The sequence below is a fragment of the Natrinema gelatinilyticum genome, assembly GCF_024266705.1.
Classification (GTDB): Archaea; Halobacteriota; Halobacteria; order Halobacteriales; family Natrialbaceae; genus Natrinema; species Natrinema gelatinilyticum.
This window is the reverse complement of the sequence record NZ_CP100756.1, coordinates 2,099,593-2,112,836: the sequence shown is the minus strand read 5'-3', so window position 1 is coordinate 2,112,836 and position 13,244 is coordinate 2,099,593. Positions and strand designations below refer to the sequence as shown.

At 63.3% G+C, this 13,244-nt stretch carries 14 protein-coding genes; 7 read left to right on the top strand and 7 right to left on the bottom strand.

From position 1 onward, the window contains the following. Positions 1–39: 39 nt before the first annotated feature. From NJU76_RS10305 to NJU76_RS10285, 5 genes are all read left to right on the top strand, one after another. Entirely contained in the window at positions 40–813 is a 774-nt protein-coding gene (locus NJU76_RS10305; protein WP_254528174.1) for a helix-hairpin-helix domain-containing protein, read from the top strand. A 162-nt stretch (positions 814–975) separates the two neighbouring features. Then, the gene (gene pabB, locus NJU76_RS10300; protein WP_254528172.1) at positions 976–2,583 is read left to right on the top strand and encodes an aminodeoxychorismate synthase, component I; all 1,608 of its coding nucleotides are present in this window, start codon (positions 976–978) and stop codon (positions 2,581–2,583) included. 10 nt (positions 2,584–2,593) lie between these two features. Further along, positions 2,594–3,307 carry an anthranilate synthase component II gene (locus tag NJU76_RS10295; RefSeq protein WP_254532452.1) on the top strand — a complete coding sequence of 238 codons (714 nt, stop codon included), beginning with the start codon at positions 2,594–2,596 and terminating at the stop codon, positions 3,305–3,307. Next, entirely contained in the window at positions 3,300–4,172 is an 873-nt protein-coding gene (locus NJU76_RS10290; RefSeq protein ID WP_254528169.1) for an aminotransferase class IV, read from the top strand. Before NJU76_RS10295 ends, NJU76_RS10290 begins: the two co-directional genes overlap by 8 nt. A 596-nt stretch (positions 4,173–4,768) precedes the next feature. Further along, positions 4,769–5,794 carry a hypothetical protein gene (locus NJU76_RS10285; protein WP_254528167.1) on the top strand — a complete coding sequence of 342 codons (1,026 nt, stop codon included), beginning with the start codon at positions 4,769–4,771 and terminating at the stop codon, positions 5,792–5,794. A 187-nt stretch (positions 5,795–5,981) separates the two neighbouring features. Here NJU76_RS10285 and NJU76_RS10280 read toward each other — a convergent pair whose 3' ends face one another. From NJU76_RS10280 to NJU76_RS10265, 3 genes are all read right to left on the bottom strand, one after another. Continuing rightward, positions 5,982–6,197, bottom strand: a complete 216-nt coding sequence (locus NJU76_RS10280; protein ID WP_340681240.1) for a hypothetical protein — start codon at positions 6,195–6,197, stop codon at positions 5,982–5,984. A 200-nt stretch (positions 6,198–6,397) separates the two neighbouring features. After that, a complete protein-coding gene (locus tag NJU76_RS10270; protein ID WP_254528165.1) occupies positions 6,398–6,757 on the bottom strand; it encodes a DUF7344 domain-containing protein in 360 nt (119 codons plus the stop codon). Between the two features lie 190 nt (positions 6,758–6,947). After that, complete coding sequence (locus NJU76_RS10265; protein WP_254528163.1) at positions 6,948–7,238, bottom strand: transcriptional regulator; 291 nt, start codon at positions 7,236–7,238, stop codon at positions 6,948–6,950. Positions 7,239–7,452: 214 nt separating this feature from the next. On the opposite strand from NJU76_RS10265, the gene NJU76_RS10260 reads away from it, so the two are divergent. Together NJU76_RS10260 and NJU76_RS10255 are read left to right on the top strand one after the other, a co-directional pair. Next, a complete protein-coding gene (locus NJU76_RS10260; protein ID WP_254528161.1) occupies positions 7,453–8,427 on the top strand; it encodes a nucleotidyltransferase family protein in 975 nt (324 codons plus the stop codon). 86 nt (positions 8,428–8,513) lie between these two features. Further along, positions 8,514–9,221, top strand: coding sequence for a hypothetical protein (locus NJU76_RS10255; RefSeq protein ID WP_254528159.1), 708 nt, complete (start codon positions 8,514–8,516; stop codon positions 9,219–9,221). A 48-nt stretch (positions 9,222–9,269) separates the two neighbouring features. Here NJU76_RS10255 and NJU76_RS10250 read toward each other — a convergent pair whose 3' ends face one another. The 4 genes from NJU76_RS10250 to sppA all read right to left on the bottom strand — a co-directional run bounded on the left by NJU76_RS10250 (position 9,270) and on the right by sppA (position 13,155). Next, the gene (locus NJU76_RS10250; protein WP_254528157.1) at positions 9,270–9,737 is read right to left on the bottom strand and encodes a DUF892 family protein; all 468 of its coding nucleotides are present in this window, start codon (positions 9,735–9,737) and stop codon (positions 9,270–9,272) included. Positions 9,738–9,815: 78 nt separating this feature from the next. Continuing rightward, positions 9,816–10,541 carry a diphthine--ammonia ligase gene (locus tag NJU76_RS10245; protein WP_254528155.1) on the bottom strand — a complete coding sequence of 242 codons (726 nt, stop codon included), beginning with the start codon at positions 10,539–10,541 and terminating at the stop codon, positions 9,816–9,818. An 87-nt stretch (positions 10,542–10,628) separates the two neighbouring features. Then, positions 10,629–11,936 carry a DUF373 family protein gene (locus NJU76_RS10240; protein ID WP_254528154.1) on the bottom strand — a complete coding sequence of 436 codons (1,308 nt, stop codon included), beginning with the start codon at positions 11,934–11,936 and terminating at the stop codon, positions 10,629–10,631. Between the two features lie 223 nt (positions 11,937–12,159). Continuing rightward, positions 12,160–13,155, bottom strand: a complete 996-nt coding sequence (sppA, locus tag NJU76_RS10235) for a signal peptide peptidase SppA (protein WP_254528153.1) — start codon at positions 13,153–13,155, stop codon at positions 12,160–12,162. Positions 13,156–13,244 lie beyond the last annotated feature (89 nt).

The window sequence follows — 13,244 nt, the reverse complement described above, 5'->3', positions numbered from 1 at the left end:
CAGGCGAATTTAAGTGTCGGAGACGACTACATCGGGATAATGGCAATCCTCCAAAAACTGAAGTCCCTATTTGGGTTCGACGGGTCGGACTCGGAGCGCGGGGGCGCTCGAGAGGTTGGGGTAACGGTCGAGCGAGAAGGGTCGACGGACGACGGAAGTGGAGCGAACGTCGGCGCTGATCGGGACGAAACGAGAGACACGAGGACCGCGGAGTCGCCGCAGTCGGCAGCAGCCGGAACCAGCGCAGCGGGCTCGACGGAGTCGCTGACTGAGCCGACGGACGCCCCGGAGGAGGGCGCTGAACCGTCGGAAGCGGCGGGTCCGGAGTCGGAAGCCGGCGCTCCGACGACCGAGAAAACGCCGGATCTCTCTGAGGGAGAGTCGCCCGTTCAGGAGACTGAACCCGACACGAATGCAGCGACGGAAGCCGAAACTCCATTCGAGGACGACGAAAGCGAGTCTGACGCTCCAGCAGAGCCGACCGGCGGTGACGCGACTGATTCAGAAACTGAGGAACCGACCGAAGCCGAAGCTGAGGAACCGACCGAAGCCGAAACCGAGGAACCGACCGAAGCCGAAGCTGAGGAACCGACCGAAGCCGAAACCGAGGAACCGGCCGAAGCCGAATCGACAAACCAGGAGCCGGTCGACTCGATCAAGGGTATCGGCCCGGCCTACGCCGACCGCCTCACCGGCGCAGGCGTCGAGACCGTCGGCGAACTCGCCGACGCTGATGCAGCAGAACTGGCCGATCAGACGGACATCTCGGAAACGCGTATTCAGGGCTGGATCGATCGCGCCGAAGTCAGGTAAGGAGCTGGTCTCGACCCGGTCGAACCCCGTCCCGAGTCGGCGATTGCAACACCTCTTCGTCTCGTCACGATCGGATCACCGCTCGCAATCGCCCATCTACACACCGGTTTCTACGAATCCGAAATCGCAAAATGATTACCTGCCCGTCACCTTCCCGGAGATATGAGCGATCCGCGCGTCGTCACGACGCTCAACTCGTTTCGCGCCGCCGCTCGTGACAGCCGCGTGCCGGCCGCGGACCGCGACGAATCGACGACACACACCGGCGTTCGCATCCCCGTCGAGGCGCGCGTGACCGTCGACGACCCATTTCTCGCGTACCGTCGAGCGCGCGACGGCGACGGGTCCGCCTTCCTCGAAACGACCGGCGGCCAGCCCGGGTGGGGCTACTTCGGCGTCGATCCAGTCGATCGACTCACCGTCAGCGACGGTGCAACGTCGCGGTCGAAAGACGGTACTCGATCGCCGACGCTCGACGCACTCGAGGGGCTCCTGGCCACCGGTCGACTGATCCGCGGGGATTGCGACGTGCCGTACCCCTGCGGTGCCGTCGGCTGGCTCTCCTACGACGTCGCCCGTGAGCTTGAGGAGTTACCCGACTCGTCCGTCGACGACCGATCCCTCCCACACCTCGAAGCGGCAGTCTACGATCGCCTCGCCACCTGGGAGGGGCCGACGGACGGTGACGTGACGCTTCGAATAACAGCCTGTCCGAGGATCGATTGCAGCGCCCGTGCCGGCGATGGACCTTCGGATACCGCGATCGAAGCCGCCTACGAGCGCGGGCGGTCCCGTGCGCTCGACCTCGCCGGGGCGGTCAACGACGGCGATTCTGGAATCGGCAATCCGGCCGTGTCGACCCCAGAAGCGACGTTCGAAAGCGACTGCGGCCGCGAACAGTTCGCTGACCGCGTGCGACAAGTCAAAGAGTACGTTCGCGACGGCGACACCTTTCAGACGAACATCTCCCAGCGGCTGGTCGCACCGGCCGCGGTCCACCCCGTCGCGGCGTACGACGCCTTACGGCGGGTTAACCCGGCTCCCTACTCTTGCCTCCTCGAATTTCGAGCAGCCGATCTGGTAAGTGCGAGTCCAGAACTCCTACTCGAACGGGACGGCGACTTCGTCCGCACGGAACCCATCGCTGGAACGCGACCGCGCGGTGAGACGCCCGCGGAAGACGCAGCTCTCGAAGTGGACCTGCTGACCGACGAGAAAGAGCGCGCGGAACACGCGATGCTGGTCGATTTGGAGCGAAACGACCTTGGGAAGGTCTGCGAGTACGGGTCCGTCGACGTTTCGGAATACCGCCGGATCGACCGCTACGCCGAGGTGATGCATCTCGTCTCGAACGTGACGGGCCGACTCCGCCCCGACGAATCCCTTGCCGCTGCCGTCGCGGCGGTCTTTCCGGGCGGGACGATCACCGGGGCTCCGAAACCGCGAACCATGGAGATCATCGATCGGCTCGAGACGACCCGCCGCGGCCCCTACACGGGTAGCGTCGGAATCTTCGGCTTCGACGGCCGAGCCACGTTGAACATCGTCATTCGGACGCTGGTTCGCCACAGCGACGAGTACCACCTCCGAGTCGGAGCTGGCATCGTCCACGACTCGGAGCCGGTCTGCGAGTACGACGAGACCCTCGACAAGGCCCGCGCGCTCATCACGGCGGTCGACGAGGCACTCGGTGAACGAGCCGAACTCGCGCTTGACTCGGACGGCGAGACCCCCACAGAACGGGCCAATGGAGGTAAGGCAGGTGACTGAAACGACGCGAATGCTCATCGTCGACAACTACGATTCGTTCGCGTACAATCTCGTCCAGTACGTCGGAGAGATCGCAGACGAGGTCGTCGTTCGCCGCAACGACGAGATCGACCTCGAAGGAGTTCGCGACTTCCAGCCGACCGGGATTGTCGTCTCGCCGGGACCGGGAACGCCACGGGACGCCGGCATCTCGATCCCGTTGTTCGACGTGACTGACTACCCCATTCTGGGTGTCTGTCTCGGTCACCAGGCGCTGTGTGCGGCGCACGGCGCCCCGGTCGTCCACGCGCCCGAAGTAGTCCACGGGAAACCGTCGACGATCAGCCACGACGGCGACGGGATCTTTAACGGGCTTCCGACGACGGTTCGGGTCGGTCGCTATCACTCGCTCTCGGTCGAGCGGGCGGATCTGCCGGCCACGCTCGAGGAAACCGCCTGCACGACCGATGGTCGCAGCGTCTTAATGGCAGTTCGCCACCGAGAAAAGCCCCATGTCGGGGTGCAATTCCACCCCGAGAGCATTCTCACACGAGCGCAACCGAAAGCGACGGCCGGAGCCCACGACGACCGGATTGTGCCGGGTGTGGGTGCTGACGATCCGGGCGAGACGGACGGGAACCACAACGGAGAGCAGATTTCGCTGGCGCTCGGCAAGCGAATGATAGCGAACTTCTGTCGGTTCGCCGCGTCGGTCGAGCCAAACGAGGTGGTCACCGATGAGTGACGAGATGTCCTATCACGTCGACGGCGACCTCGTACCTGCCGACGAAGCGACCGTCAGCGTCGATGATCGGGGATTTCGCTACGGTGACGCCGCGTTCGAGACCCTTCGCGCGTACGGCGGGACGGTCTTTGGATGGCAAGCACACCTCGAGCGCCTCGAGCAGACCTGTACGATACTGTCGCTCGACCACGGAGTGTCGGCCGACGAGCTACGAACGCGGATCGACGAGACGCTCGCCGCGAACGATCTGGCGGACGCATACGTTCGTCTCTCGATCTCCCGCGGGGTCCAGCCGGGAAAACTCACGCCCCAGCCCACAGTCGACCCGACCGTCGTCGTATACGTGACCCCACTTCCCCGCGGCGGCCTCGAGGGAGAACCCGTCTGGGACGGCCCAGCGGCGGTCGAAGTGGTCGAGACCCGCCGAATTCCCGACGAATCGATTCCGGCCGCGGCGAAGACCCACAACTATCTGAATGGGATCCTCGCGCGCGCGGAACTAGATCCACATGCGGACGAGGCGCTCATGTGCGATTTCGACGGCCGACTCGCGGAGGGCGCGACGAGCAACCTGTGGTTCGTCCGTGACGGGACCATCCACACGCCGACGACCGACGGTCCGGTCCTGCCGGGTATCACACGAGCTATAGTACTCGAACTCGCCCGCGAGGCTGGCATTCCGGTCCACGAGGGTCGGTACGAACCGAACGACCTCATGGAAGCCGACGAAGCATTTCTCACGAACCGTACCTGGGAAGTACGGCCGATCGAGACACTCGATGATGAGCCGATCGGTGGCGGCCTCGTCACAGAACGACTCGCACGGCTGTACAGCGAGCAAGTCGAGGAATCCTGTTATCAGTAGGTCGGTGGCCCACCACCTTTCTCCGGATACGAAAGAGTGTACTGCCCGTATTCGCCGGCTCTGCAGCAATCGGGATAGAAACAATATCGGTCGTTACAGAGGCTGCCTCGAGCGTTCCGACCGTGACTGGGCACTCGCGATCCTCGAGGCGGCCTGAACCCGGTGAGCCATCGGTCAGATTCTCAGCTACCGGTCCGACGGATTTCGGTCGAGGAAATTTTCACCTGTACATTGGCGTTCCGAAGTACGACGGTAGTGGCTACGAACGTGGTCGGACACTCCACTCGAATGTAACGCAAAATGGGGGGATCCACGTCGATTTCTCCCTACGCAATTGTTGCGACGGGGCCAACGAACCGTCTCATCCGGAGAAGGAAATGCGTTGTTTTCGGTCATAGCGTTCTCCAACCACCGGGTTGTGCGATCCCGTATCGGGAACATCAAATTACGGATTTGCGTAATGAAACGAACCGGAATGAGGTTCCCGGAACCTGTGAGGAATTTCAAACGGCTTAGACAGAGGATTATAACAAGTAGTGGGCGTCTCCGAAGCCACACTGTCCATGATCGGTCCAAAACGAGTTGGGGGTGGTGCAATGGTAACAATTGTCATTTTGTCAGTCATCGCAGGTGGGGCAGCGATGGCAGCGGGCGATAGTTCCACCGTGTCGCCGGAAGACGTCTCCGCTACGAGTCACGGTGTCGATTACTACGACGACATCGCTATCTTCGAAGTGACGAACGATGGCGACCAGCCAGTCACGTTAACGTACACCAATGAATCGGGGACCGAGACGACTGTTACGGTCGATGCGAATTCAGCGAAGAACGTGACGGTTAGCGTGACTTCGAGCGCCGCTGGAGAAATTACCCTGACGAAAGACGGAACTACGTACGCCCACGACTTTGCAGGTTTCCCAACGGATCTCGGCCAAGAAAACCCACATCCTGGGAAGATCACAATCGAGGCACTCAGGTACGACGAAGAAAATGGGCTGGTCGAGTATGAACTGGCAAATGGGAACGAGAGACCCGTCGATGGCCGCCTCAGTCATATTCCGTTAGCGGCCGAAAACAACACCGTCACAATCTCGCCCGGCGGAAGCACGACTGTGATCGTAGAAAACAACGAGTCCCGAGTGGGCGACATCTATCGGACCACGTCTGCGCTCCAGCTCGACATGTTCGAGGACGTTGAGGATGCGATGAACCCTGGCCATCCTGTACCGCTACTCGCATCGGCTGAGGTGACCAACGAGACGCCGCGAGAAAATCTCGAGTCGGATGCGAAAGCCGATTCTGACGAAAACGGCACCGAATCGGACGGCGGGGGTTCGGCGTCTGGCAGCGACGATTCCGGCAACGAAACCGCCAGCGGGGACGACGGCTCCGGCAACGAAACCGCTGCGGACGACGAAACGGCCGGCGGCGACGACGGTTCCGAAACCGACTCCAGTAACAGAGACGGGAGCTCGGACGACACCGGTGGCGATTCCGATACGTCGAGCGAAACCGACCCTGGCACCTCTGAGGGAACACCTGGCTTCACCACTGGGACAGCCCTCGCCGGAGGCGCGCTCTCTCTCGAATGGGTCCGTCGTCGAACGCTCGGCGCGGAGTGACGAAAGCCGCTGAAACCGTACGGAATCGAAATCGCGGTCTGCGATCCACTACGTCGGTACGTTTTCCTGGTTGTCGCGGAACGATGGGTGAGTTACACGCGTGGCGCTGGCTCGAGTGGCGTGTTTTCACGCGAGTGAAATATGCCGATTCCAGGGCTCGCACGGCTACCGCGGCGACCAGGATCCGTCAATCGTCTACTTCGACCGTTGTCCTGCTTCGCTCGTCCGAATCGGTCGGTGTCGCGGTCGGTTCGCGCTCGATTCCGGGCCGTTCGAGTGCAAACTCAATCCCAAACGCCGACGAGGGAGTCTGGAACCCCACCGGAATCCGATCTCCGCGTTTGAGGACGCGTTCGGCGGCAGCTACGGCCGATTTGGCGGTCAGCGCATAGGGGTAAGTCATTGCCGGTGCAACCGCGACCGCCCTGCGGTTGCACCGGTACATCGTTACAGCAGACCGTATGAGGGTGCGTATCTCACCGAACTCGAGATAGAGATCGCTGATAGCGACGTCTATCTGACCGACGAGGACTACAAGTTCGTCGGCCTCGGTGAGAGAGAAGGCAGGACGCTCGACCGGACGTCGACGTCGAACGTCGAGTTCTAGACGGCGGCCGGAGCGACCAGATCTCGTTCCTGATCGTACTCGAGCAGACCCGCGTCGACCAGCCGCGGGAGGTGATCGTGGTACAGCGAGAGATACACTTCCGTAACTTGTTCGGCCGGGATATCGGTCACGATGTCGCCCGTTTCGCGGACAGCGACTTCCTCTGCCGCATCCGGGAGCGTTAGCTCCTCCTCGTAGGTGCGCATGACCTCGAGTAGAAGGCGTCGGCGCCGGTCTGCCAGCAGTGAGAACGCGTCGGTCATCGCCTCGGCCGACACGTCGTCCTCGTCGAGCCAGTCGAGCATCTGCTGTACGAACTCGACGACGTCGAGGTCCGAGTGGGGGGTGTAAGTCATGTATACTCAGTGGTCCTCGCGCGAACGGCCGTAATGGAGAACGGGCCCGACGTGCTACCGATGGGACGGAACGGCGCTCGTTCGAGGGTTCGTATCGGGGTCTCGCCTGCAGCCTAAATATTAGTGTCGAATCCGGTTCAGAATCTATATTCGCTGCGTACAGTCGATAGTCGATGACTGTCGATCGAGATCACTCGATCGTGAAGATCGGCTCGTCGATCGACTCGCTCTTGCACTTGGGACACCGCGAGGGGAGGTTCAACAGATCGTCGTAGTCGTCGAAACCGCAGTCCCGACACGTGGGAGGTGCGACGAGGAGTTGCTCGTCGGTTCCGTCGACCGAGCGGGAGACGTGTTCGACGTGGCGGACTGCGGCGTGGGGGGTCAGATCGAGCAGTACAGCCAGTTCGCTCGGCGTCGCCGGTTCGTCGCGGAGGGCGTCGGCGAGGCGCTGTCGCGTCGTTTCGTCGGCCTCTCGCATACGTTGGCTCACGGCCCTCTCGGGTATATACTATTGGCCATCGTCCGAGCGGAATCGCCGCACTCGTCCGGCGATTCCCGCGAACCGGTACCGCAGTCGGAATCTCGACCATCGTCGCGACACACCGGGCGACCGCGTCTCGAGTTGGGCGGGCAACGGTCGCGGATCTCGAAGAAGGACAAGTAACTTAGCCCCTGCTGGAGAACACCGGGGCATGAAGGCCGTCGTTCTTGCAGGCGGGTACGCGACGCGAATGTGGCCGATTACCAAGCACCGGCCCAAGATGTTTCTCCCAATCGGTGAATCGACCGTCATCGATCGGATCTTCGCGGACCTGGAAGCGGACGACCGGATTGACGCTGTCTACGTGAGTACGAACGAGCGGTTCGCCCCCGACTTCGAGGCACACCTGGCCAACAGCGACTTCGACAAACCGAAGCTTTCGGTCGAGGACACGACGGAAGAAGAGGATAAATTCGGTGTCGTCGGGGCGCTCGCCCAGTTGATCGACCGCGAGAACGTCGACGATGATCTGCTGGTCATCGCCGGCGACAACCTGATCAGTTTCGCCGTCTCGGAGTTCCTCGACTACTTCGAGGACCACGACGCGCCCACACTCGCCGCCTACGATGTCGGCTCCCGCGAAAAGGCCAAATCCTACGGCCTGGTCGATATCGAGGGCGACCGCGTCATCGATTTCCAAGAAAAACCCGACGATCCGAAGAGCACGCTCGTTTCGATTGCCTGCTATGCGTTCCCACAGGATTCGCTCGACTTGCTTCCGACCTATCTCGAGGACGGCCACAATCCCGACGAACCCGGCTGGTTCGTCCAGTGGCTCCAGAACCGCGAGGCGACCTACGCCTACACGTTCGAAGGTGCGTGGTTCGACATTGGTACCCCAGAGAGTTATCTCGACGCCGTTGCCTGGCACTTGAACGGTGAGTCGCTGGTCGCCGAGTCGGCCTCCCTCGAAGACGCGACTATCGGTGAGAACGTCCACGTCATGGACGACGTCACGCTCGAAGAGACGACCCTCGAACACACAGTCATATTTCCGGACGCGGTGGTCGAGAACGGCGACATCCGCCGCTCGATCATCGACCAGGGGACCCACATCGAAGACCTCGACCTCGCCGGGGCGCTCATCGGGGCGCACACGACGATTACGAACGGTACGGACGAGTGACCCCGGTCGAGTCCAGTCGTCATCGGTTCACTCGAACCAGTCGATACAGATATGAGTCCGCCGTGTGATACGTGGGGACAACGGTCATGCAACCTGACGAGACGGTTCGAGCGGTCCTCGAGCCGTACGCCGAGGACGTCCCATACGAGGAACTCGCCGGAGACTTCCTCGCGTATCGTCGCTGGACGGGGGACGATCCGGTGTTGCTCGTCGCCGAGGCTGCCGCCGCGACGACCGGTCAGCGCTTCATCGACGGAATCAGGCCAGCCGTCGAGCGATTTCGTGACGCCTTCGTCGTACCCGATCGAGTCACGTCCTTCAGTGAGATGGCGGCCATCGACGTCGAAGACGACGACCTCGTGGCTGCCTTCGGTGCGCAACGCAAGCGACGTGTCCTCTGTAGGACCGCACGCGTTCTCACAGACCGATCGGCCGACGACGATCTCACCGCGCTGAGCGACTGGGCACAAACGGCCGACCCCTACGGCTACGACGAGGACTCCATCGGGGCAATCTCGGGCATCGGCCCGGCGACGTTTCAGTATCTCCGCCAGCTGGCCGGCGTCGCAACCGTCACGCCGGATCCGACGATCGAGCGACTGCTTACGGCGGTCGACGACGACCTGGAAGAGTCACCGATCGAGACGACGACGGGTCTGCGGACGATCGCCTCCGCCGAGTGGCTGGCGTTCGCCTCGGGGTTCAGCCCGCTCGAACTCGACCGGGTTGCGTGGTGGACGGCTACCGACCCGTCCGAACGCGACGCGGTTCTCGATGCCGTCCGTCACGTGTGAATGACAGCGACCGTCGGCCGGTCGTCAGGTCCGCCGCGAACCGCCAGCTCACACGGCGGTCAGTTCCCGGACCTGCTCGAGACCGGTTTCGGCATCCGCCCTGGTCTGCTCCAGCGGATCGGTGACCTCGCTCGGGAAGTCGATCCGGTCGGTGAGTGCGAGCAGGGTCTCGAGTTTCGTTATTTCCAGCCGTTCGATTCCCCGTCCCAGTTCCGTCTCGACGAGGTCGCCGAGTACCGGCTCCCGAAGGTCCCCCACGATGTCCTCGCGGTCCGTCCGCAATCCCTCGAGAACTGGGTTCTCGACCAGTGGGGGTTCGGCCTCGGTCGCGTCGAAGATCGGTTTGAGCCGCACCACCTGCTCCGTCGTTCGCTCGCCGTGGGCCATGCAAAACTCCTCGAGCGCCTCGTCGCTCGCGGCCTCGGCCAGTTCCGACGACAGGTCCTCGAGTTCGCGGTCGATGTGGTAGCGTTCGTGCAGCTCCCGAACCAACAGCTCGCGGTCGTTCTCGATCATGCGAAAATCGTCGCCGGGAAGACGCAACGTGAATCTGGACCAAAAAGCCGCTCTCTCACTGCGTCCGTTCGCGGCCCGTCACTCGAGCCGAGCGTCCGTGATCCGCACCCGCCCCCGCGTCCCGTCCCACTCGGTCTCGTACTCGAGATCGATCCGCCGATCCATGTGCGGCCCGTCCACCACAAACGTCTCGAACCCGCCACCCTCACCCAGGATGTGGACGCCGTACTCCTCGTTGAGCGCCTCGAGGTCGGCGATTGCCTCGCGGTCGAGCGTGCGGCCCAGCCACGATTCGTCCAATCCGTGGGCTGCGACCTGAACGATCGTGATCTCGAAGCCGGCCTCGAGCATCGCGTCGGCCAGCCCCCGGGGATCCTGCTGCCAGAGCGGGGCGAAGAGTTCACAGCCGAGGCGGTCGCACATCCCGCGAATGCGGCTGGTCTGGTACTCGCTCTCGACGGCACCCGCCGTGACGCCAGCAACGCCGCCCGGCAGTTCGCGGTCGAGATCGGCGAGGGCGGCCTCCAGGGGCTCGAGTTCATCGTCGCCCTGGCTACTCGAGTCGACGGCGACCTCGGCTCCGAAGTCCTCGGGTTCGACGTCGATCAATTCGATACCGATGCTCTCGGCCGCGAGCGCGGTGAGGTCCGTCGCCGGGACGTGATACATGTACGAGTCACCCTCGGGATGGACAGTAACCAGCCGTTCGACCGGTAGCCCGCGTTCAATGGCTCGATACAGCGCCCACGCCGAGTCCTTGCCGCCGGAAAAGAGGCTCATCCACGCACCGTCTGCATCGCTCATAGTCGGTAGTGAAGAGGAACGGGTAAATGGATACCGAGTTCGGAGACGGGACGATCTGACCTGAGCCCCAAGCGATCCAGGGACGAGTCACCGGTCACGGTCGTTCAACGAGTACGGGTCTGCGTTCGCGTCAGCGCCACCGTCGGTGAGTTCGGGGTCCGCTCGATCCGATAGCGACCTGTCCTCACGGTCGGAGGTCGCATCGGTCGTCGAGTCACGCTCGACCGCCCCATCGGATCCGTCACTGCTGTCAGTACGTTCCGCGTCGGAGCCGCCGTCACCGGAGCCGGAGACGACCGACGCGACCTGCGCGCCGATGAGGCTCACCACGATCGCAGTAACGACGAACAGCGCGAGCCGTTCGCCGGCACCCATCACGAACCGTTCGTTCGAGAGAACCCCGAGTTCCGCCGCCGGGACGACGAACGAATCGACCACGTCCTGTTGCTCGAGGAAGTACGCAGAGAACCCGCGGACGACTAGACTAACCGCGACGACGATGAACGGCAGGTTGAGAAACGAACTGCGGATCGGTTCCTCGCCGATCGCCTCGTCGAGTAATCGACCGACGCTTGCGGTCAGTGCGGCCATTGCGAGCCAGGGGATGCTATCGAAGGCGAACTGCGTCGCGGGGATCACCACACCCGGCGTTTCACCGAGGTTCGACACGCCGAGTGCGCCGACGAACAGGCCGACGAAGGTCAGTCCGGCCGCGACCACGTAGGTGACGACCGACACCTGGCCGGAGTAAAGCGACTCCCGCGTCTGATGAGCGAGTCTGGTCAGCCGCTCGTCGATGTTGAACCCCTTGTAAAGCAAGAAGAGTCCGATGACGGTCGTGATCGCGGCCGCACCCTCCGCAGGGCCGGAGATGGTCGCGAGCAGCGGGAAGACCAGCAGTGTCAACCCGATCGGGACCAGCACCGTCTGGCGGAGCTCCTCGTCGGCCAGGAACTGCTTGAGCAGATAATACGTCGACTCTATGTCGCGGGCCTGGCGGACGACGACCCGGTCGACGGAATCGACCCGAACGCGGCTCTCCACGATCGGGATCAGCCGCTCGTCATCCGCGCTATCTGTCACGACGACCGCCGAATCGGGTTCGTAGTCGGCGAGGAGTCCGTCCAGTTGCTCGGCGACCGCTCGATCGGCCGATACCATCGAATCGTGGTCTCCAGAGACGACCGCGACGACGACTTCCTCGTTCTCGTCGCGCAGGTTCTGTGCGACGCGGAGCGACTCGAGCAGGGTGTTGACCCCCGAGTCCTCCGGATCTGCGAGGCCGACATCGGTCACGAGCGCGCGAACTGCCTCCCAACCGACGACGGGCGAGCGGAGGCCGGTCTTGCGGCCGACGTCGTCGGTCCGATCAAGGCAGACGACCAGCGTAGTCACGATAGCTGTTGCATTCCGTGTAACGATAAAACCACTTACTCGTTCGACTACCCCCGTGGCCGTGTCCAGCACCGCGATCACATCGATCGCGACGGGACCGTCGAGCATCAAGCCGGCGCCGGTCCGGCGCTCGAATCGATCGCGGACGCTCCGTCGGTCGGTGCCGTGGAGGTCGGCGGCCGGTTCGACCGCTATATCGGTTCGCGCACGAGTGGCAGTCGACTCAGCTCCGCAGCCGGAACCCGCGCTCGTCGGCGAAGCCCGCGATTCCGGCACCGAAGGCGTACGCGACCGTCTGAGCGCCGGCACCGACGCGAGCCATCAGCGGACGCTTCGGTTCGAATTTCTCGACCGATACCTCGTCGACGTCGAGACGGTCGGCCAACTCGCCCTCTATGTCTCGGCGAGTGCCGAGGCGATCGACGAGGTCGAGGTCGAAGGCCTGCTCGCCGAGGTAGATCCGTGCCTCGGTGTCTCGGATGAATTCGGGCTCGAGGTCTCGCCCATCGCTGACGCGCTCGATGAAGGTGTCGTAGTAGTCGTCGATCAGCCCCTGGAGGTACGCGCGTTCGTCCTCGTCGATTTCCTTGAGTGCGGTGCCGGCGTCTTTGTACTCGCCGGCGGCGAACCGCTCGTAGGAGAGGCCGACCTTCTCGGCGAAGTCGCTCGCGTTGATCCGCGAGCCGATAACGCCGATGGACCCGACGATGCTCCCCTCGCGGGCCCAGAGTTCGTCACAGCCGCTGGCGATCCAGTAGCCGCCGCTGGCACAGACGTCGGTCGCGTAGGCGATCGTCGGGCCGTCGAATCGCATTGCCGCGAGCCGGATATCGTCGCTCGGCACGACCTCGCCCCCTGGCGTGTTCAGCTTCAGGAGAAGCGCCTGTGCGTTATCGTCGTCGTTCGCGCGATCGATCTGTTCGACGATATCGTCGGCCGGCGTCGTCCCTGGAGTGGACGGAAATCGACCGCCACCGCCGTCGCGGGCAATCGGGCCTTCGACGGCCACTTCGGCGACGTCGTAGCCCGGGAATATCGATCTGGCGACGTTGCCCGCCAGACGCATACCGACGAGAGCGGTTCCGAGTGCGAGGACCACGCCCAGCAGCTGTGCCAGCGTCGACGGAAGGATGACGAACAGGACGATACCGATGGCTGCGAACACGAGCGCACCGACGACGACGATCACTAGTTGACCGACATCCTCGCTACTGACCACTGGGTCCACCTCGAGTCATACTGCGTAGCTGGGGGCGAAGTCCGATAAGCGTTGGCGGTTGCGGGCGATTCGGCCGGAGCGCTTCGGCG